The 20,710-nt window shown below is 73.0% G+C and carries 16 protein-coding genes and 1 pseudogene; 11 read left to right on the top strand and 6 right to left on the bottom strand.

From position 1 onward, the window contains the following. Nucleotides 1–45 precede the first annotated feature (45 nt). Nucleotides 46–831, bottom strand: coding sequence for an amino acid ABC transporter ATP-binding protein (locus tag ACZ56L_RS00165; RefSeq protein ID WP_345217335.1), 786 nt, complete (start codon nt 829–831; stop codon nt 46–48). Nucleotides 832–1,123: 292 nt separating this feature from the next. On the opposite strand from ACZ56L_RS00165, the pseudogene ACZ56L_RS00170 reads away from it, so the two are divergent. Together ACZ56L_RS00170 and ACZ56L_RS00175 are read left to right on the top strand one after the other, a co-directional pair. After that, nucleotides 1,124–1,825: pseudogene (locus ACZ56L_RS00170) on the top strand (response regulator transcription factor); the annotation flags it as partial. A 159-nt stretch (nt 1,826–1,984) separates the two neighbouring features. Next, nucleotides 1,985–3,397, top strand: a complete 1,413-nt coding sequence (locus ACZ56L_RS00175) for a sensor histidine kinase (protein ID WP_401758003.1) — start codon at nt 1,985–1,987, stop codon at nt 3,395–3,397. A gap of 60 nt (nt 3,398–3,457) precedes the next feature. Here the strand turns inward: ACZ56L_RS00175 and ACZ56L_RS00180 are convergent, their stop codons facing one another. Next, nucleotides 3,458–4,456, bottom strand: a complete 999-nt coding sequence (locus tag ACZ56L_RS00180) for a TAXI family TRAP transporter solute-binding subunit (protein WP_468683618.1) — start codon at nt 4,454–4,456, stop codon at nt 3,458–3,460. A 117-nt stretch (nt 4,457–4,573) separates the two neighbouring features. Between ACZ56L_RS00180 and miaB the strand changes: the two genes are divergently transcribed. After that, nucleotides 4,574–6,058, top strand: a complete 1,485-nt coding sequence (gene miaB, locus ACZ56L_RS00185) for a tRNA (N6-isopentenyl adenosine(37)-C2)-methylthiotransferase MiaB (RefSeq protein ID WP_345217338.1) — start codon at nt 4,574–4,576, stop codon at nt 6,056–6,058. 124 nt (nt 6,059–6,182) lie between these two features. Further along, a complete protein-coding gene (locus tag ACZ56L_RS00190; RefSeq protein WP_471059880.1) occupies nt 6,183–6,899 on the top strand; it encodes a class III extradiol dioxygenase subunit B-like domain-containing protein in 717 nt (238 codons plus the stop codon). A 112-nt stretch (nt 6,900–7,011) separates the two neighbouring features. Here ACZ56L_RS00190 and ACZ56L_RS00195 read toward each other — a convergent pair whose 3' ends face one another. Then, a complete protein-coding gene (locus tag ACZ56L_RS00195; RefSeq protein ID WP_345217340.1) occupies nt 7,012–7,260 on the bottom strand; it encodes an antitoxin in 249 nt (82 codons plus the stop codon). Nucleotides 7,261–7,333: 73 nt separating this feature from the next. Next, nucleotides 7,334–7,657, bottom strand: a complete 324-nt coding sequence (locus ACZ56L_RS00200; RefSeq protein ID WP_345217341.1) for a hypothetical protein — start codon at nt 7,655–7,657, stop codon at nt 7,334–7,336. 183 nt (nt 7,658–7,840) lie between these two features. On the opposite strand from ACZ56L_RS00200, the gene miaA reads away from it, so the two are divergent. The 6 genes from miaA to hflX all read left to right on the top strand — a co-directional run bounded on the left by miaA (nt 7,841) and on the right by hflX (nt 16,099). Beyond that, nucleotides 7,841–8,779 carry a tRNA (adenosine(37)-N6)-dimethylallyltransferase MiaA gene (gene miaA, locus ACZ56L_RS00205; RefSeq protein WP_468683609.1) on the top strand — a complete coding sequence of 313 codons (939 nt, stop codon included), beginning with the start codon at nt 7,841–7,843 and terminating at the stop codon, nt 8,777–8,779. Between the two features lie 106 nt (nt 8,780–8,885). Continuing rightward, nucleotides 8,886–9,398: a hypothetical protein gene (locus ACZ56L_RS00210; protein ID WP_401758815.1), complete on the top strand. Its 513-nt coding sequence runs from the start codon at nt 8,886–8,888 to the stop codon at nt 9,396–9,398. Between the two features lie 107 nt (nt 9,399–9,505). Continuing rightward, nucleotides 9,506–10,411: a diaminopimelate epimerase gene (gene dapF, locus ACZ56L_RS00215; RefSeq protein ID WP_471061599.1), complete on the top strand. Its 906-nt coding sequence runs from the start codon at nt 9,506–9,508 to the stop codon at nt 10,409–10,411. Nucleotides 10,412–10,573: 162 nt separating this feature from the next. Then, nucleotides 10,574–12,766, top strand: a complete 2,193-nt coding sequence (locus tag ACZ56L_RS00220; RefSeq protein WP_471059885.1) for a RelA/SpoT family protein — start codon at nt 10,574–10,576, stop codon at nt 12,764–12,766. 103 nt (nt 12,767–12,869) lie between these two features. Next, a complete protein-coding gene (locus ACZ56L_RS00225; protein ID WP_471059888.1) occupies nt 12,870–14,339 on the top strand; it encodes a M1 family metallopeptidase in 1,470 nt (489 codons plus the stop codon). Between the two features lie 281 nt (nt 14,340–14,620). Beyond that, entirely contained in the window at nt 14,621–16,099 is a 1,479-nt protein-coding gene (gene hflX / locus ACZ56L_RS00230) for a GTPase HflX (protein ID WP_345217347.1), read from the top strand. A gap of 135 nt (nt 16,100–16,234) precedes the next feature. Here hflX and ACZ56L_RS00235 read toward each other — a convergent pair whose 3' ends face one another. Further along, on the bottom strand, nt 16,235–17,419 hold the full coding sequence (locus ACZ56L_RS00235) for a trypsin-like serine peptidase (protein ID WP_471059891.1): 1,185 nt from the start codon (nt 17,417–17,419) through the stop codon (nt 16,235–16,237). Between the two features lie 173 nt (nt 17,420–17,592). Continuing rightward, nucleotides 17,593–18,816 (bottom strand): trypsin-like serine peptidase, encoded by a 1,224-nt coding sequence (locus ACZ56L_RS00240; protein ID WP_471059894.1) that lies wholly within the window; start codon nt 18,814–18,816, stop codon nt 17,593–17,595. A 388-nt stretch (nt 18,817–19,204) separates the two neighbouring features. Here ACZ56L_RS00240 and ACZ56L_RS00245 point away from each other — a divergent pair, with 388 nt between their 5' ends. Further along, nucleotides 19,205–20,659: a diaminobutyrate--2-oxoglutarate transaminase family protein gene (locus ACZ56L_RS00245; protein ID WP_471061602.1), complete on the top strand. Its 1,455-nt coding sequence runs from the start codon at nt 19,205–19,207 to the stop codon at nt 20,657–20,659. Nucleotides 20,660–20,710 lie beyond the last annotated feature (51 nt).

The raw sequence follows: 20,710 nt of genomic DNA on the forward strand, positions 1-20,710 counted from the left end.
GGAGCCGTATCCCGCCTGGCAACGGTCGTACGGTGAAGGCAGTCGTCAGTGGTGCAGGATCTTCGACAGGAAGTCCTTGGCCCGGTCACTGCGAGGGTTGCTGAAGAACTGGTCCGGCGTGGCCTCTTCGACGATCTTTCCGTCGGCCATGAAAACGACCCGGTTCGCGGCCGAGCGGGCGAAGCCCATCTCGTGCGTGACGACGACCATGGTCATCCCGTCCCGCGCCAGTTGCTGCATGACTTCCAGGACCTCGTTGATCATTTCCGGGTCGAGCGCCGACGTGGGCTCGTCGAAGAGCATGACCTTCGGCTCCATGGCCAACGCCCGCGCGATGGCGACGCGTTGTTGCTGACCGCCGGAGAGCTGTGCCGGGTACTTGTCCGCCTGTGCGCCGACGCCCACCCGGTCCAGCAGGGCGCGGGCCTTGTCCTCCGCGGTCTTCTTGTCCGTCTTGCGGACCTTGATCTGGCCCAGCGTGACGTTCTCCAGGATCGTCTTGTGGGCGAAGAGGTTGAACGACTGGAACACCATGCCGACGTCGGAGCGCAGCCGCGCCAGCTCCTTGCCCTCCTGGGGCAGGGGCTTTCCGTCGATCCTGATGTCTCCTGAGTCGATCGTCTCCAGGCGGTTGATCGTGCGGCACAGCGTGGACTTCCCGGACCCGGAGGGTCCGATGACGACGACGACCTCGCCACGGGCGATGGTCAGGTCGATGTCCTGGAGCACATGCAGCGCGCCGAAGTGCTTGTTGACGTTGCTCAGCACGACCAGATCGCCCGACGCGGGTACCGCGTCCTCGACGCCCTTGGTCACTGAAACTCCGCTCATCGGCTTTTGCTCCGTCCTCCTCGGTTGGGAGGACCCTAGTCACCCAGTGCTACCAGCGTCATTACATCTGAGCGGAAATTGAGCATAACGATCCGGCCGCAACCGGACACTCTGCGTGAACGGGGCACGAGGTGGGGATACCGGCTCCATAACGGAACAAGCCCGTGACGGGAAGGGCCTTGACGCAGCGTGGCCGGATCGGCGTGGATGCCCTGGGGCCGTCCATCGGAAACGCTGTGGGCACGCGCCGGAACACACACCAGAACAGGGACGCGGGGGGAGGGCGAGGACCATGAGACTGCTGCTCGTCGAGGACGACAACCACGTCGCCGCCGCACTGTCCGCCGTCCTGACCCGGCACGGCTTCCAGGTCGTCCACGCCCGCAACGGCGAGGAGGCCCTCCAGGCCTTCCTCCCCGACGACCGCGGCCTCCAGGGGCAGGAGCCCTTCGGCGTCGTCCTGCTCGACCTCGGCCTGCCCGACCAGGACGGGTACGAGGTCTGCGGCAAGATCCGCAAGCGCACCGGCACCCCGGTGATCATGGTGACCGCGCGCGCCGACGTGCGCTCCCGGATCCACGGCCTCAACCTCGGGGCCGACGACTACGTCACCAAGCCGTACGACACCGGGGAACTCCTCGCCCGTATCCACGCGGTGAGCAGGCGCAACACCACCGGGGACGCGCCCGCCGCGGCCTCCGCCGCGACCGTCCGCCTCGGCCCCGTGGACATCGAACTGCCCACCCGGCGCGTCAGCGTCGACGGTACGGCCGTCCAACTGACCCGCAAGGAGTTCGACCTGCTGGCGCTGCTCGCCCAGCGGCCCGGGGTGGTCTTCCGCCGGGAGCAGATCATCAGCGAGGTGTGGCGCACCAGTTGGGAGGGCACCGGGCGCACCCTGGAGGTCCACGTCGCCTCGCTCCGCTCCAAGCTGCGGATGCCCGCCCTCATCGAGACCGTGCGCGGCGTCGGCTACCGGCTGGTCGCGCCGAGCGGCGCCCAGGCGTCCGCCGGTGCGGACCCCCAGGCGTCCGCCGGTGCGGACCCCCAGGCGTCCGCCGGTCCGGGCGCCCCGGACGGCGCCGGCCGTCCCGACACCGGCCGTCCCGACGCCCCGGGCGACGCCGGTGCGCCCCGGAACGCGTAACTCCTCGTGCGCACCCGCCTCCTCCCACTGCTGATCGTGCTGCTCGCGGGCATGCTGATCGCCTTCGGCTTTCCGCTCGCCGTACGGATGGCGGCCGCACAGCAGCAGCAGGTGGTCGTCGACCGCATCGACGACACCGCGCGCTTCGCCGCCCTCGCCCAGTTCGTCACCGACCGCCCGCCGACGGCAGGCGAGAGCGCCGCCGCCGAGGACGAGCGCCGCACCACCCTGGAGACCGAACTCGGCCGGTACCACGAGGTGTACGGAATCCGGGTCGGGGTCTTTCACCGCGGCGGCGACGCCATGGCCGCCGCCCCGCCCGGCTGGACAGTGCAGGCGGCGGGCAGGCTCGGCAAGGACGCCTTCCAGGAGGCCCTCGCCGGACGCCGCAGCCACGACCCGCCGCAGGTCTGGCCCTGGCAGGACCACACGCTGGTGGTGGCGTCGCCGGTGGTGCGGGACGGCGACGTGACGGCGGTGGTGGTCACCGAGTCGCCCACCGGGCACCTGCGGTCGCGCATCCTGCACGACTGGCTGCTGATCCTGGCGGGCGAGTCCGCCGCCCTGTTCGTGGCGATCGGGGCGGCCTTCCGGCTCACCGGCTGGGTCCTGCGTCCGGTACGGGTCCTGGACGCGGCCACGCACGACATCGCCACCGGACGCATGAACTCCCGGGTCGCGCCGGCGGGCGGCCCGCCGGAACTGCGCCGCCTCGCCCGCTCGTTCAACGAGATGGCCGACAACGTCGAGGACGTCCTGGAACAGCAGCGCGCCTTCGTCGCCGACGCCTCCCACCAACTGCGCAACCCCCTCTCCGCCCTCCTCCTGCGCATCGAACTGCTCGCCCTCGAACTCCCCGAGGGCAACGAGGAGATCGCCTCCGTGCGCACCGAGGGCAAGCGCCTGGCCCGCGTCCTGGACGACCTCCTCGACCTCGCCCAGGCCGAGCACGCCCCCGCCGACCTCCGCCTGGTCGACCTCGGCGAACTCGCCACCGAACGCGTCGCCGCCTGGGGGCCGCTCGCCGACGACAAGGGGGTGCGTCTGCTGCGCGACGGCCCCGAGGCCGTCACCGCGTGGGCGGACCCGGTGGCCCTCTCCAGCGCGCTCGACGCGGTGATCGACAACGCGCTGAAGTTCACGCCGCCCGGCGAGGAGGTCACGGTCACCGTCGCCCCGGGCGGTCACACCTGCACCGTCGTCGTCGCGGACGGCGGGCCGGGCCTCACCGAGGACGAGCTCGCCCGGGTCGGCGACCGGTTCTGGCGCAGCAACCGCCACCAGAACGTCAAGGGCTCCGGCCTCGGCCTCTCGATCTCCCGCGCACTGCTCCTCGCGGGCCGCGGCACGATCACGTACGACGCCAACGAACCCCGGGGCCTGCGCGTGACGGTGACCGTCCCGCGCACCGAGCCGTGAGCACCGCGTGCCGGTGACCGCCCCGGGCTCCGAGCCCTTGCGCGCCGGCGCGGCGAGGAGCTACGGCTTCACGGACCGGTAGTAGCGGGCCGCGCCCTCGTGCAGCGGCAGCGGGTCCGTGTAGATGGCCGTCCGCAGGTCCACCAACTGCGCCGCGTGCACCTGCCGCCCGATCCGGTCCCGGCTGGCGATCACCGTCTGCGTGAACCGCTCGGTCAGCACCGCGTCCGTGCGGTCCCGCGTCACCAGCAGGTTCGCCACCGCCACCGTCGGCACCGCCGCCTTGTTGCTGACGTGCGCGTACGCGTCGGCGGGCATCACTGCGGAGCGGTAGTAGCGGGTGGTGTCCCCGGGCTTCTGCAGCGCCTCCACCAGCTCGGGGCCGAGCGGAACCAGACGTACCGGCATCCGTCGCGACAGGTCGCGCACCGCGCTGGTGGGCAGCCCGCCCGACCAGAAGAAGGCGTCGATGCCGCCCTCCTCCAGCCGCCCCGGCATCGTGTCGATCCCTATCGACACCGGTTTCACGTCCCGCTCGGGGTCGAGCCCGGCGGCGGCCAGCAGCCGGTTCGACACCAGCCGCACCCCGGAGCCCTCCTGCCCGACGGCCACCCGCTTGTCCCGCAGGTCGCCGACGGCGCGGATCGCGGAGTTCGTCGGCACCACGAGCTGTACGTAGTCGTCGTACAGCCGCGCGCACCCGCGCAGCCCCCCGGCGCCCTCGCTGCCGTCGCGCTGGTACTTGGCGACGGCGTCCGCGGTCGCCACCGTGAAGTCGGCCTCGCCGCGCGCCACCCTCCGCAGGTTCTGCTGCGAGCCCTCGCTGGTGCGCAGCGTCACCCCGACCTTCGGCAGGTGCTGCCGCAGCGCCTCCTCCAGGAGCGTCCCGTACCGCTGGTAGACCCCGGTGGGCACCCCCGTGCTGAAGGTGATCCGCCCCTCCGGCGACGGCGTGCGGGACGGCAGCAGCCACCACAGCAGCAGCCCGCACACGGCGAGCAGCGCCGCCGCCCCCTGGAGGGCACGACGACGACCGATGCGGGGCAACGAGGGGAGCATGCGCGCGATCCTGCCAGCTCGACTCCCCGCCCGGCCAGAGGGAACCCGCACCGGCCCTCCGCGGAGGCCCCCGCGCGACACCCCGCACCCGGCGCGCCCCGTACCCTGGTGGGCGAGATGAGCGAGAAGACATACGAGGTGCGCACTTACGGGTGCCAGATGAACGTCCACGACTCCGAGCGCCTGTCGGGCCTCCTGGAGGGCGCGGGATACGTCCGTGCGCCCGAAGGGGCCGACGGTGACGCCGACGTCGTGGTCTTCAACACGTGCGCGGTCCGGGAGAACGCCGACAACAAGCTGTACGGCAATCTCGGGCGGCTCGCGCCGATGAAGACCAAGCGGCCCGGCATGCAGATCGCCGTCGGCGGCTGCCTGGCGCAGAAGGACCGCGACACCATCACGCAGCGGGCCCCCTGGGTGGACGTCGTCTTCGGCACGCACAACATCGGCAAGCTGCCGGTGCTGCTGGAGCGCGCCCGCGTCCAGGAGGAGGCGCAGGTCGAGATCGCCGAGTCGCTGGAGGCGTTCCCCTCGACGCTGCCCACGCGCCGCGAGAGCGCCTACGCCGCCTGGGTCTCCATCTCGGTCGGCTGCAACAACACCTGCACCTTCTGCATCGTGCCCGCCCTGCGCGGCAAGGAGAAGGACCGCAGGACCGGCGACATCCTCGCCGAGATCGAGGCCCTGGTCGCCGAGGGCGTCTCCGAGATCACGCTGCTCGGCCAGAACGTGAACGCGTACGGCTCCGACATCGGCGACCGCGAGGCCTTCAGCAAGCTGCTGCGCGCCTGCGGGAAGATCGAGGGCCTGGAGCGCGTCCGCTTCACCTCGCCGCACCCGCGCGACTTCACCGACGACGTCATCGCCGCCATGGCGGAGACGCCGAACGTCATGCCGCAGCTGCACATGCCGCTGCAGTCCGGCTCGGACACGATCCTCAAGGCGATGCGCCGCTCGTACCGCCAGGAGCGCTTCCTCGGGATCATCGAGCGGGTGCGCGCCGCGATGCCGGACGCCGCCATCTCCACCGACATCATCGTGGGCTTCCCCGGCGAGACCGAGGAGGACTTCCAGCAGACGCTGCACACGGTCCGCGAGGCCCGCTTCACCAACGCCTTCACCTTCCAGTACTCCATCCGCCCCGGCACCCCCGCGGCCACCATGGACGGCCAGATCCCCAAGGAGGTCGTCCAGGAGCGCTACCTGCGGCTGGTCGCCCTCCAGGAGGAGATCTCCTGGGAGGAGAACAAGAAGCAGGTCGGCCGCACCCTGGAGGTCATGGTCGCCGAGGGCGAGGGCCGCAAGGACGGTGCGACGCTGCGCCTGTCGGGCCGTGCCCCGGACAACCGCCTGGTGCACTTCACCAAGCCCGACCAGGACGTGCGCCCCGGCGACGTGGTGACCGTCGGGATCACCTACGCCGCCCCGCACCACCTGCTCGCCGAGGGCGAGGCCAAGGCCGTGCGCCGCACCCGCGCCGGCGACGCCTGGGAGAAGCGCAACGCCGAGCCGCAGCAGGGCCCCGGCGTCATGCTGGGCCTGCCGAAGATCGGCGTGCCGGAACCCCTGCCGGCGGCGACCGGCGGGTGCAGCATCGCCTGACGGTCACCGGCGGGGTCCTGCGGGGCCGCCGGGCCCGCAGGTTTGTGAGGCCGCGGGTCCACGGCCCCTCGGCCCCGCAGGTCCGCCCCGGGCCCGCGCGGGCTGCCGCGTTAGGCTGCCGCTCATGCTCGTAGCCGCTGCCGTATGCCCCTGTCCGCCGCTGCTCGTCCCCGAGGTCGCCGCCGGTGCCGCACCGGAACTGGACACCGCCCGGAACGCCTGCGCGGACGCCCTGGGAGTGCTCGCCGCCTCCCGGCCCGACCTGCTCGTCGTGGCCGGACCCGCCGGGCAGGACCGGCGCGGCCCGCACCCCGGGGGCGCCCGGGGGAGCTTCGGGGGCTTCGGCGTGGGCCTGGAGGTGCGCCTCGGCGAGGACACCCCCGAGGGGGCCGCGGCCGGGCCCCTGCCGGACTCGCTCGCGGTGGGCGCCTGGCTCCTCGGCCGTACGGGGTGGAACGGCGCTCCCGTCGAGGGCCTGGGCGTCGGGGAGTCCCTGGAGGCCGCCCGCTGCGCCGACGCCGGCCGGGAGCTGGCCCGGCGGGCGGACCGGGTGGCGCTCCTGGTGATGGGCGACGGCAGCGCCTGCCGCACGCTCAAGGCCCCCGGCTACCTGGACGAGCGCGCCGAGGACTTCGACGCCGGGGCCGCCCGCGCGCTGGGCGACGCCGACACCGCCGCGCTGCTGGCGCTGGACGCCGGCCTGGCGCGGGCCCTGAAGGTGTCCGGCCGGGCCCCCTGGCAGGTGCTCGCAGGCGCCGCGGCGGGGACGGACCTGGGCGGGCGCCTGCTGTACGCGGAGGCTCCCTACGGGGTGGGCTACTTCGTGGCGGCCTGGTCCTGACCTGGACCGGTCGCCCGCTGCCCGGTGGAGCCGCCGAGGTGTGCTTCGTGGCACGGGAACGGCCGCGGAACCGAAAGGGTTCCGCGGCCGTTCCCGTGCGCGCGCCGGACCGTCAGGAAGCCGGCGGCGGAGGCGGCGGAGTGCCGCCGTCGTCCTTGGCCGAGAGACGGTCCAGGGCGTCCTTCGCCTTGCCCGTGCCCGACTGGATCTGGTTGCTGTACTTGCCCTTGGTCTTGGAGTCGACCGCCTGAGCCGCCTTGTCGAGGCCCTGCTCGATCTTGCCCCCGTGCTGCTGCGCGAGGTCCGCGGCCTTCTCCTTGGCCGGAGCCAGCTTGGCCTTCAAATTGTCCAGGAAGCCCATGGGTTCACCTTCCCTCGTGGGAATCGTTCGGTTTCACGTCCGGGCCGGTCCGTGAGGGCGGAGCCGATCCGGGCTACTTGCGGGCGCTTTCGCCGACCTCATTGTCCGCGGCCTCGTCCGCGGACTGCTGCTTGGGGATCTCCGTCCCCTCCGTGTCGTCCGCACCGGCCGCCGCCTCCGCGGCCTCCGGAGCGTCCTTGGCGGCCTCGGCCCGGACGTCCGCCGCGGCGCTCTCCGGAGCCTTCGCCCCGGACTGCGCCTCGTCGGCCTTCTCCGCGGAAGCGGCCGCGGCGGGGGCGTCGGCCGACGGAGCGGCGGTCTGCTCCGCCTCGGCCGACGCCGCTGCGGCGTTCTCAGGATTCTTGGACTTGCGGCGGAACATTGCAAAAACGCCCATAACTACTCCATAACGTACTCGTGTGGGCGAAATACCGCGCTTTCCGGGGCGTCCCATTGCGCCGCCCGGAGAAACCGGTGCGTGAAACCGGCGTGCGGAACCTCGCAACAGGCAACGAACCCGCAGGTGTGCCGTCACGTCGCTCGTTCGGGGACACTCCCCGGTGTTTGCGAGACTGGGGCGGTGAGAACAGCAGCTCCCGCACCGCGGGTCATCGCCGTCGTCGGCCCCACCGCGGCCGGCAAGTCCGATCTGGGCGTCGCCCTCGCCCGGCATTTCGGCGGCGAGGTCGTCAACGCCGACTCCATGCAGCTCTACCGGGGGATGGACATCGGCACCGCGAAGCTGACGCCCGAGGAGCGCGGCGGCATCCCGCACCACCTCCTCGACATCTGGGACGTCACCGTCACGGCGAACGTCGCCGAGTACCAGCGACTCGCCCGCAGGGAGATCGACCGCCTCCTCGCCGAGGGCCGCACCCCCGTCCTCGTCGGCGGCTCCGGCCTGTACGTGAAGGGTGCCATCGACGCCATGGAGTTCCCGGGCACCGACCCCGGGGTGCGCGCCCGCCTGGAGGCGGAACTCGCCGCCGAGGGCCCCGGGGCGCTCCACCTGAGGCTCGCCGCCGCCGACCCCGACGCCGCCCGCGCGATCCTTCCCAGCAACGGCCGCCGCATCGTCCGCGCCCTCGAAGTGATCGAGATCACCGGGCGCCCCTTCACCGCCAACCTCCCCGGTCACGAGTCGGTGTACGACACCGTGCAGATCGGCGTCGACGTGGCCCGCCCCGAACTCGACGAGCGCATCGCCACCCGCGTGGACCGCATGTGGGAGGCGGGCCTGGTGGCGGAGGTGCGCGCCCTGGAGGCACAGGGGCTGCGCGAGGGCGTCACCGCCTCGCGCGCCCTGGGGTACCAACAGGTGCTCGCCGCCCTCGCGGGGGAGTGCACCGAGGAGGAGGCGCGGGCCGAGACCGTGCGCGCCACCAAGCGGTTCGCCCGCCGTCAGGACTCCTGGTTCCGGCGCGATCCGCGGGTCCACTGGCTGAGCGGCGCGGCCGAGCACCGCGCGGAACTCCCGCACCTGGCGCTGGCGTTGCTCGAACGAGCGGTCACAGCCTGATCACGTGATGGCATCGGGACGCTTCTCCCGTCAATGGGGCGCCCGCGCGCGTGCCATCATCGAGCTTCGATCGACTGTTGGAGTCCGAGTGGGAGGGCGCGTGGCGATGGAGGCCGGCCCTCGCGACAGAGCACAGGAAGAACCGGAGCGGTTGAGTCCTGACGGGCCCGAAGAGCTGAGTCCTGACGGACCCGACGACCGGCCCCGGCTGCCGGGCGAGCACTCCCAGGTGCCGGAGCTGACAGAGCTGTCGGAGGGGCCCGGGCTGCCCGCCCCCGAGGCGGAGGTCGAGGTCGAGCTGCGCCCGCAGCGGCGCCTGCGGATCTGGCAGCTCGCCCCCATCGTCGGGCTCGCGGCGGTCGGCTCGCTGATGTTCGCCTTCCCGCTCGCCTTCGAGATCGGCGACGGCGGCGCGGTCGTCGCCATGCTCGGACTGCTGATCAGTTGCTGCGCGGCGGGCTGGGGCATGATGGCCGCCCGCCGGGTCGGCTACACCTGGCCCGGACTGCCCGCCAAGGGGACCGGCGGCCGCGCGAACTGGCGCGTCGCGCTCCTGTACGCGGCGGTGTGCGTGGCACTCGTCGCCCTGGCGGTCTGGCGCGTGGCCCGGCTCCGCTGAGCCCTGCCGCAGCGGGCGGCCCCGTCGCGGCCGGGACTCCCTTCGCGGCGGGCTGATCCCCGTCCCGGTGGGCCGTGGAAGATCCGTTGTCCGGGCCGCCCCGTACGATGGACCGCGTGACCACCGCACCCGCCGCCCCCGCGCCGATCGCCTTCCTCAAGGGCCATGGAACCGAGAACGACTTCGTGATCGTTCCGGACCCGGACAACGCCCTGGACCTGCCGCCGGCCGTGGTCGCCGGGCTGTGCGACCGCCGGGCCGGAATCGGCGGCGACGGACTGCTGCACGTCGTGCGCTGCGCGGCGCACCCGGACGCGCGGGCGATGGCCGGCGAGGCCGAGTGGTTCATGGACTACCGCAACGCCGACGGCTCCGTCGCCGAGATGTGCGGCAACGGCGTACGCGTCTTCGCCCGGTACCTCCAGCACGCCGGAACCGTCGGCAGCGGCGACCTCGCCGTCGCGACCCGGGACGGCGTCAAGCACGTCCACCTCGACAAGAACGGCGACGTCACCGTCTCCATGGGCCGCGCGGTCCTCCCCGCGGGCGACGTCACCGTCTCCGTCGACGGCCGCCAGTGGCCCGCCACCCACGTGAACATGGGCAACCCGCACGCGGTCGCCTTCGTCGAGGACCTCGCCCACGCCGGGACCCTCCACGACCCTCCGCCGTTCAGCCCCGCGAGCGCCTACCCCCACGGGGTCAACGTCGAGTTCGTCGTCGACCGGGGCCCGCGCCACGTCGCGATGCGCGTGCACGAGCGCGGGGCCGCCGAGACCCGCTCCTGCGGCACCGGCGCGTGCGCCGTCGCGGTGGCCGCCGCCCGGCGCGACGGGGCCGACCCGGCCGTCACCGGCGCCCCCGTGACGTACACCGTGGACGTGCTCGGCGGACGTCTGGTGATCACCGAACGACCGGACGGCTCCGTCGAGATGACCGGCCCGGCGGTGATCGTCGCCGAGGGGCAGATCGACCCCTCCTGGATCGAAGGGGTGCAAAACGGCCACGCCTGAACGTTCGCTCGAATGGGTGATCCGATTCACGCCGGGCAGGACCCGGTCAGCACCGCATGGTGGGCTCGGTAGCATCAAGCACCGGCCCGGACGGGACACTCCCGACGAAGGCAGGGGGAGCCACCACCCGCCCGCCGCCGGTCGAGGCTGCCGGAGGTGCCCATGAGTGCAGAGGCCACCAATCCCAACGGTGTGTCCCCGGAGTTCCGCCCGCTGACCCAGCCGGCGGCCCTCCCGAAGACCGCCCAGGGCCGCAGGCGCGGCCGTCCCAGGATCGATCTGCGGCGGCTGGGCCGGGCCGCGCTGCTCGGTCCCACCACGCGCGGCCGGACCCCGGACGCCATCGCCCATGTGGCCGAGGCCCACCGCGCCCACCATCCGGACGCCGACCTGTCGATCCTCAGCCGCGCCTACGTGCTCGCCGAGTCCTCGCACCGCGGCCAGATGCGCAAGAGCGGCGAGCCGTACATCACGCACCCGCTGGCCGTCACCCTGATCCTGGCCGAACTGGGCGCCGAGACCACCACCCTGACCGCCTCCCTCCTCCACGACACCGTGGAGGACACCGAGGTGACGCTCGACCAGGTGCGCGAACAGTTCGGCAACGAGGTCTGCTTCCTCGTCGACGGCGTCACCAAGCTGGAGAAGGTCGACTACGGGGCCGCCGCCGAGCCCGAGACCTTCCGCAAGATGCTCGTCGCCACCGGCAACGACGTACGCGTGATGTCGATCAAACTCGCCGACCGGCTGCACAACATGCGCACGCTCGGTGTGATGCGCCCCGAGAAACAGGCGCGCATCGCCAAGGTCACCCACGACGTCCTCATCCCGCTCGCCGAACGGCTCGGCGTCCAGGCGCTCAAGACCGAACTCGAAGACCTCGTCTTCGCGATCCTCCAGCCCGACGACTACGCCCGCACCCGCGCCCTCATCGACGGCAACGCCGCCGGGGGCGACCCGCTCGCCCCCATCGCCGAGAACGTGCGCGGCGTCCTCAAGGAGGCGGGCATCACCGCCGAGGTCCTCGTCCGGCCCCGGCACTCGGTCTCCGTGCACCGGGTCTCGCGCAAGCGCGGCGAACTGCGCGGCACGGACTTCGGCCGCCTGCTGGTCCTGGTCGGCGAGGACGCCGACTGCTACGCGGTCCTCGGCGAACTGCACACCTGCTTCACGCCGGTGATCTCCGAGTTCAAGGACTTCATCGCCTCGCCCAAGTTCAACCTGTACCAGTCGCTGCACACCGCCGTCGCGGGCGCCGACGGGGCGGTCGCCGAGATCCTCATCCGTACGCATCAGATGCACAAGGTGGCGGAGGCCGGCGTCGTCGCCCTCGGCAACCCCTACGCGCAGCCCGACGGCAGCGACGCCGCCGCCGACGGCGAGCGGGCCGACCCCACCAGGCCCGGCTGGCTGTCGCGGCTGCTGGAGTGGCAGGAGTCCACCCCCGACCCCGACGCCTTCTGGTCCTCGCTGCGCGCCGACCTCGCGCAGGACCGCGAGATCACCGTGTTCCGCTCCGACGGCGGCACCCTGGGACTGCCCGCCGGGGCAAGCTGCGTGGACGCCGCGTACGCGCAGTACGGAGAGGCCGCGCACGCCTGCATCGGCGCCCGCGTCAACGGCCGCCTGGCCACCCTCAGCACCGTGCTGCGCGACGGCGACAGCGTGGAGCTGCTGCTCGCGCACGACGCCGCCTCCGGCCCCTCGCCCGACTGGCTGGAGCACGCCCGGACCCCGGCCGCCCGCATCGCCATCGAGGGCTGGCTCGCCGACGCGGACAGCGCGCACGACGCGGGACCGCCGAAGGGCGCGCAGCCGGGCGCGGAGACCGTCAGGGCGACCGGGGCCGCGCCCGCCCTGCCGTGTGCCCCGGCGGCCGCCGAGGGCGACTCACGGCCCGTCGTGGACAACGCCGTGGCGGACCTGCCGGACGCCGGCGTGCGGCTCGCCGGGTGTTGTACGCCCGTACCGCCCGACCAGGTGCTCGGCTTCGTCGTCCGGGGCGGTGTCGTCACCGTGCACCGGGAGGGCTGCGCCGCCGTCGCCCGGATGCGGGCCCTGGGCCGCGAACCGGTCGGGGTGCGCTGGCAGGAGGGCACCGCGGAGCTGCGCGTCACCCTGGTCGCCGAGTCCTTCGGCCGGCCGCACCTGCTGGCCGACCTCACCGAGGCGATCGCCACGGCCGGCGCCGAGGTGGTCTCCGCCACCGTGGAGCCGCCGTCGGAGCAGCGGGTGCGGCACACGTACACCCTGCAGCTCTCCGACGCCGCCGGACTCCCGGCGCTGATGCGCGCCATGCGGGAGGTCGCCGGCGTGTACGACGTCAGCCGCGCGCAGCACCCGGCGACGGCCTGACGCCGCTCCGGGGGAGTGGGCGGGCCAGCCCGGCCGACCCCGTTCGAGTGGTGCGGTGCGTGCCGTCCCCGCTCCCGGACTTCGACGCTGATAGCGGTGGTGCATGCTGCTCACCTCCCGGCGCCTGCGCGCCGCCCTGCTGGCCGTCGCCTCCGCGTCCCTCGTCGGCGCCGCCCTGCCCGCACCCGTCCCCCTGGGGATCGGCGACCCCCTCTTCCCGCACCTGGGCAATCCCGGCTACGACGTCCTCTCGTACGACATCGGACTCACCTACGGCGGTGACAACAGCGAGCCGCTGGAGGCGGTGACCCGGATCGAGGCGCGGGCGGCCCAGACGCTGGAGCAGGTCAATCTCGACTTCGCGCGCGGCACCGTGCGGTCCGTCGAGGTGAACGGCGCGCACGCGGCGTTCGCCACGACCGGCGAGGACCTGGTGATCACCCCGGCGAAGCCCGTGCGCCGGGGAACCCGCACCGTCATCACCGTCCAGCACACCAGCGACCCCGTCGGCGACGCCTCCGACGGCGGCTGGGTGCGCACCGGTGACGGACTCGCCATGGCCAACCAGGCGGACGCCGCGCACCGGGTGTTCCCCTGCAACGACCACCCCTCCGACAAGGCGTACTTCACCTTCCGGGTGACCGCGCCCAAGGGCCGCACCGTCGTCACCAACGGACTGCCCGCCGCGAAGCCCCGCGCGGCGAAGGGTGCCGAGGGGGCCGTGGTCTGGTCGTACCGCACCAGCCACCCCATGGCCACCGAACTCGCCCAGGTGTCGATCGGCACGTCCGCCGTCCTGCACCGCGAGGGGCCGCACGGGCTGCCCGTGCGGGACGTGGTCCCGGCCGCCGACGCGAAGACGCTGGAGCCGTGGCTGAAGAAGACCCCGGCACACCTGGAGTGGATGGAGAAGCGCGTCGGGCGCTATCCGTTCGAGACGTACGGAGTGCTGGTCGCGGCGGCCGACACCGGCTTCGAGCTGGAGACGCAGACGCTGTCGCTCTTCGAGCGCTCCCTGTTCACCGGTACCGGACGCCCGGAGTGGTACGTCGAATCGATCATGGTGCACGAGCTGGCCCACCACTGGTTCGGCAACAGCGTCTCACCGCGCTCCTGGTCGGACCTGTGGCTCAACGAGGGGCACGCCACCTGGTACGAGGCGCTGTACGCGGACCAGGAGCGCCCCCTTGAGCAGCGCATGAAGGCGGCGTACGCCAACTCCGACGCCTGGCGCCGCGCGGGCGGACCGCCGGCCGCACCGAAGCCCTCGCAGCCCGGCCAGAAGATCAGCATCTTCCGGCCGGTCGTGTACGAGGGCAGCGCGCTCGTGCTGTACGCGCTGCGCCAGGAGATCGGGGCGGAGGCCTTCGAGACGGTCGAACGGCGCTGGGTGCGCGAGCACCGCGACGCGGTGGCCGCCACGTCCGACTTCGTGGAGCTCTCCTCGGAGGTCGCCGGACGGGATCTCTCCGGGTTCTTCCGGAGCTGGCTGTACGGACCGACCACCCCGCCGATGCCCGGCCACCCCGACTGGCGGAGCGCCGCGCCCGAGGGCCCGGGGAAGCAGCGCTGAGGACGGCCGCGAACGGCCGGGGCGGCCGGCGCGGCGGGCCGCAGCCCGTGTGCGGTGGGCCGTAAACCCGTGTGACGACAGGGCCGTGCCGTGCGACCATCGACGGGTCGACGGCACGGCCGGGTGGAAGAACCGATTCCGGGAAACGGGCGGAAAACACCGGCGTCCCCCGGGAATCATCCGGGACCGTCACGCGTTGTGACTGTCGACGGGACCCACCGGTCTCCCCGTGAGGGGGGTCCGCGGCCCCTTCCCCGATCGCACTACGACGTTAGGACCCAATGACCCCCTCCACTTCTTCCCCTTCCACGAACGACAACATCACAGACAGCCTGCGGGCCGATGCCCTGATGGAAGAGGACGTCGCCTGGAGCCACGAGATCGACGGAGAGCGGGACGGCGACCAGTTCGACCGCTCCGAGCGCGCCGCGCTGCGCCGCGTGGCCGGCCTCTCCACCGAGCTCGAGGACGTCACCGAAGTCGAGTACCGGCAGCTGCGCCTGGAGCGCGTCGTGCTGGTCGGTGTGTGGACCTCGGGGACCGCGCAGGACGCGGACAACTCCCTCGCGGAGCTGGCGGCGCTCGCCGAGACCGCCGGAGCCCTCGTGCTCGACGGTGTCGTGCAGCGGCGCGACAAGCCCGACCCGGCGACGTACATCGGCTCGGGCAAGGCGCAGGAACTGCGGGACATCGTCCTGGAGACCGGCGCCGACACCGTGGTCTGCGACGGTGAGCTGAGCCCCGGCCAGCTCATCCACCTCGAAGACGTCGTCAAGGTCAAGGTGGTCGACCGCACCGCCCTGATCCTGGACATCTTCGCCCAGCACGCCAAGTCCCGCGAGGGCAAGGCGCAGGTCGCCCTGGCGCAGATGCAGTACATGCTGCCCAGGCTCCGGGGCTGGGGCCAGTCGCTCTCCCGTCAGATGGGCGGCGGCGGCGGTGGCGGCATGGCCACGCGTGGTCCCGGTGAGACCAAGATCGAGACCGACCGGCGGCGGATCCGCGAGAAGATGGCGAAGATGCGCCGGGAGATCGCGGAGATGAAGACCGGCCGCGACCTCAAGCGCCAGGAACGCAGGCGCAACAAGGTGCCCTCGGTCGCCATCGCCGGATACACCAACGCGGGCAAGTCCTCGCTGCTCAACCGCCTCACGGGCGCGGGCGTGCTGGTGGAGAACGCGCTGTTCGCCACCCTCGACCCGACCGTGCGCCGGGCCGAGACGCCCAGCGGGCGGCTCTACACGCTGGCGGACACCGTCGGATTCGTCCGGCACCTGCCGCACCACATCGTCGAGGCGTTCCGCTCCACCATGGAGGAGGTCGGCGACTCCGACCTCATCCTGCACGTGGTGGACGGCTCGCACCCGGCGCCGGAGGAGCAGCTGGCCGCCGTGCGCGAGGTGATCCGTGACGTCGGCGCGCTCGACGTCCCGGAGATCGTCGTCATCAACAAGGCGGACGCGGCCGACCCGGTCGTCCTCCAGCGGCTGCTGCGCATCGAGAAGCGCGCCATCGCGGTCTCGGCCCGCTCGGGTCAGGGCATCGAGGAGCTCCTGGAGCTCATCGACCGCGAACTGCCGCGCCCCTCGGTCGAGGTCGAGGTGCTCGTGCCGTACATCCAGGGCGCCCTGGTCTCGCGGGCGCACGCCGAGGGCGAGGTGATCTCCGAGGAGCACACCGAGGAGGGCACGCTGCTCAAGGCCCGGGTGCACGAGGAACTGGCGGCGGAGTTCGCCACGTTCCTGCCGGCCGCCTCCTGAGCGACGGCAGGCGCGTGCGGCCCGGCGTCGCGCGGTGAGCCGCGTGCGGCCCCGCGTCGTACGGTGAACGAAGGCCGGTGGCCCGCACCCTCATCATGAGGGTGCGGGCCACCGGCCTTTCGCGTGCGGGCCGCCTCAGCTCCTGCCGAACCGCCTGCTCACCGTCGTGTAGACCTGCTCCGCCCCCCTGCCCAGCCGCGGGCCGGCCAGCCAGCCGCCGGTGACCGGCTTGATCGAGGTGTTGGAGACCAGCTTCAGCCCGCCGGTCCCGTCGTTGACGAACCAGCCGCCGCCGGACGAACCGCCGGTCATGGTGCAGCCGATGCGGTGCATCGTCGGCGTGGTCGGGCTCAGCGACAGCCTGCCCGGCCGGTCCACGCACTTGTGCATGACGTAGCCGTTGTACGGCGCGCCCGCCGGATAGCCCCAGGCGCCCATCGCGCTGATCCGGCGGGTGTCGGGAGCCCGGAAGTCGACCGCCACCGCGGTGCCGACGGTCTCCTCCAGCGACCTGCCGCCCTTCTGCGGCTTCACGTGCATGACCGCGTAGTCGTACGGAGCGCCGCTGCCGCCGGTCGGGCCGCCGCCCCGGATCCACTCGCCGGAGGTCGTCACCCAGTCCGCCCAGTAGGCGCCGTAGGGGGCCTCCTCCCGCGGCGGGGCCGCTTGGAGCGCGCCGGGCGCCAGGGCGTTGTTGTTGTACGCCGGGACGAAGACGATGTTGCGGTACCAGCCGCCCGTGCCGCCCGCGTGCACGCAGTGCCCGGCCGTCCAGACGAGGTTGGACCTCCCGGGGTTGTTCACGTCCTTGACGACGGTTCCGGAGCAGACCATGGAGCCCTGCGGGGAGTCGAAGAAGAGCTTCCCCACCGGAGCGCCGTGCCGGGTGTACGGGGTCTTCTCGGGCTGCGCCCGCACCGGACGCGGCGTCGGATCGCTCACGCCCTGACCGCTGGAGAGGTCACTGGCGGTCATCGTCTTCGCCGGGTCCTTGGCGGTGCGCATCCGCTCCGGTTTCCACAGCCCCTCGATGACCGGGTTGACGAAGTCCTTGGCCTCGCGCAGCCAGGTGTCCTTGTTCCAGTTCCGCCACTCCCCGTTCTTCCACTTCTCGGGGTCGACGCCGTGTTCCCTGAGCTTGTCGGCGAGGTCCTTGGGCAGGGCGTGGTCACCGTCGCCCGCGGGGGCGGGAGCCGAGGCGGCCGGGGAGGACGGCTTGTCGCCGCCGGCCTTGTTCTCGGTGGGGCCGCAGGCCGTGGCCGTCAGCGCGAGCGCCGCGACGAGGCCGGTGGCGGCCAGCAGCGGACGTATGGATGGCATGGAGACGTTTCCCCCTGGAGGTACCGGACGCGCCGAGGTGTCATGCGCGTGTCATGCGTGGGCGCGGAACGTGCGCAACTGTCGTACGGAAGGGCGGCGGACGGGACCCGTTGCAGGTCACAGGCCGGATGCCCGTGCGGGCGCACCGGAGCGGCGCGCCCGCACGGAGGGGCTCAGCGAGAGCCGGCCTTCTCGTAGATGGCCTTGGCCTCGGGGCCGAGCCGCGGGCCGGCCAGCCAACCCGCGGTGACCGGGCCGATCGAGGTGTTGGAGACCAGCGCGGGCTTGCCGTCCTGGCCCCGCGCCACCCAGCCGCCGCCGGACGAGCCGCCGGTCATGCTGCAGCCGATGCGGTACATCGTGGGCTGGGCGGGCTTGATCGCGAGCCGGCCGGGCTTGTCCTCGCACTGGTACATGCGCTCGCCGTCGAAGGGCGGCGCCGCCGGGTAGCCGGTCGCCTCCATGCTCGCGATCTTCGGCACGGCCGGAGCGTCGAAATCGACCGGGAGCGCCGAACCGACCGTCTCCTCCAGGGATTTGCCCGCGCCCTTCTCCGAGGTCACGCTCAGCACCGCGAAGTCGTACGGAGCGCCGTTGCCGCCCGTCGGGCCGCCCTGGGAGATCCACTGGGCGGAGGTGTAGGCCCGCTTGGCCCACCACACGCCGTACGGCGCGACCTGCTCGCGGGTCGTCTCCTTGGAGACGGCGCGGGCCCCGTCGTTGTACGAGGGAACGAAGGCGACGTTGCGGTACCAGCCGCCCTTCGCGCCCGCGTGCACGCAGTGGCCCGCGGTCCACACCAGGTTGGACCTGCCCGGGTGCGCCGGGTCCCGCACGACCGTGGCGGAGCAGGACATGGACCCCTCGGGGCCGTCGAAGAGCAGCCGGCCCGACTCCGGGGCGGCGGAGTGGTACGGGGCCTTGGCGGCCTTCGCCGGGAGGCGGGCGGGGACCGGGTCGGTGACGCCCGCGTCCCCCGAGATGTCATTGGCGACGGGCTGCTTCGGAGGCTTCTCGGCCTCCTTCATGCGGTCCGGGTTCCACAGCCCCGCGATGATCGGATTGACGAAGTCCTCGGCCTCGCGCAGCCAGTCGTCCTTGTTCCAGTTCTTCCACTCGCCGTTCTTCCACTTGTCCAGGTCGATCCCGTGCTCCTTGAGCCGGTCCTTGAGGTCGTCCGGGATCTGGATCTTGTCGTCGCCCGAACCGCCCGCCGCAGCCGCCGAGCCGGTGGCCGGGGCGGCCGGCGCACCGGCGGCGCCGTCGTCGGTCGGCCCGCAGGCAGTGACGGTCAGGGCGAGCGCGGCGGCGAGTCCCGCGGCGGACATCAAGGGCGCACTGGCGCGACGTGCGCTCCTCCCCTGACGAGCGGCGCGGGTCGGGCGTATGGGTCGCATCTCTGGAATCCCCCTGGGACTTCGAACATGACGGGCGAGGCGGTACGGCTCGGGCGGCGCCACCGGCGCGGTGCCGCCGGCGCCGGAGACCGGCCACCACTATGCCGGTGCCGGAGGGGACGGCCAACGGCAGGGCGGCGGTTCCCCCGCCGGAAGGATCTTCTGATTGCCCGTGATCCTTCGGGGTCACTGTCGTTGATACGTACGAGGGACACCCGGTCGGCGTTCAACCCTGCGGGGCGAAGTGTGCCGAACCGGACAAAAGGCACAGCTTGGGGGAGGACCAGCAGTCGTGGCCGTGACCGAACCTGCTCCGGCGCTCGTCGCGCAACCGGGTGCCGCCCCGCCGCCCGACGGGCCCGACCGGGCCACCGTCGACCGCCCGGCCGTGCCGGACCGCCCGACCGTCGCGCACGAGGGCATCCTGCGGCGGCAGTCCCTGCGCGAGTCCGCCGCCCGGACGTACGCGCGCTCACTGCCGATCGTTCCCGTACGCGCGCGCGGGCTGACCATCGAGGGGGCGGACGGGCGGCGGTACCTCGACTGCCTCTCCGGGGCCGGGACCCTGGCGCTCGGGCACAACCACCCGGTGGTCCTCGAAGCGATCAAGAAGGTCATCGACTCCGGAGCCCCGCTGCACGTCCTGGACCTCGCCACCCCCGTCAAGGACGCCTTCACCACCGAGCTGTTCGCGACCCTGCCGCCCGGACTCGCCGCCGACGCGCGGGTGCAGTTCTGCGGCCCGGCCGGGACCGACGCCGTGGAGGCCGCGCTGAAGCTGGTGCGCACCGCCACGGGCCGCAGCGGACTGCTGACGTTCACCGGGGCCTACCACGGCATGACCGCCGGGGCGCTCGACGCGTCGGGAGGCGCGCAGGACGTGCGCGTGACGCGGCTGCCCTACCCGTACGACTACCGCTGCCCGTTCGGGACCGGCGGCGCGCGGGGGGCCGCGCTCGCCGCGCGCTGGACGCGGAGCCTGCTGGACGACCCCAAGGGCGGGGTGCCGCGGCCCGCCGGGATGATCCTCGAACCGGTGCAGGGCGAGGGCGGTGTGATCCCGGCGCCGGACGACTGGCTGCGCAGGATGCGGGAGATCACCGCGGCCCGGCAGATCCCGCTGATCGCGGACGAGGTGCAGACCGGGGTGGGCAGGACCGGCGCGTTCTGGGCGGTCGAGCACAGCGGGATCGTGCCGGACGTCATGGTGATGTCCAAGGCCATCGGCGGCAGCCTGCCGCTCGCCGTCATCGTGTACCGGGCCGAGCTCGACACCTGGCGGCCCGGCGCGCACGCGGGCACCTTCCGGGGCAACCAGCTCGCCATGGCCGCGGGCGCCGCCACCCTGCGGTACGTACGGGAGAACGGGCTCGCGGAGCGGGCCGGGTCCCTCGGCGAGCGCATGCTCGCCCGACTGCGCGCCCTGGCCGCGGAGTATCCGGTGATCGGCGACGTCAGGGGCCGCGGGCTGATGATCGGCGTCGAACTGGTCGACCCCGAGGGCCAGTCGGCCGCCCCCGCCGGGGACGCCCCCGCGACGGACCCGGCCGACGGCGGGGCGGAGCGCGATCCCGCGCCCGCAGCACCCGCGCTCGCCGCCGCCGTGCAGCAGGAGTGCCTGCGGCGCGGGCTGATCGTCGAGGTCGGCGGCCGGCACTCGGCGGTCGTACGGCTGCTGCCGCCGCTCACCCTCACCGACGAACAGGCCGTCGCCGTACTGGACCGGTTCGCCGACGCCCTCGCCGCCGCCGTCGTGCGTGCCCCGCACCGCGCGGGGCCGCACGGCCCGGGACCGTACCGCCAGGAGCAGCACCGCCAGGAACCCACCGGCACATCGCGCTGACACCGGCCCACGCCGGAACAACCTCACAAGGAAGCCCTCCGTGAACCCCAC

It is taken from the genome of Streptomyces sp. NPDC039736 (genome assembly GCF_055596485.1).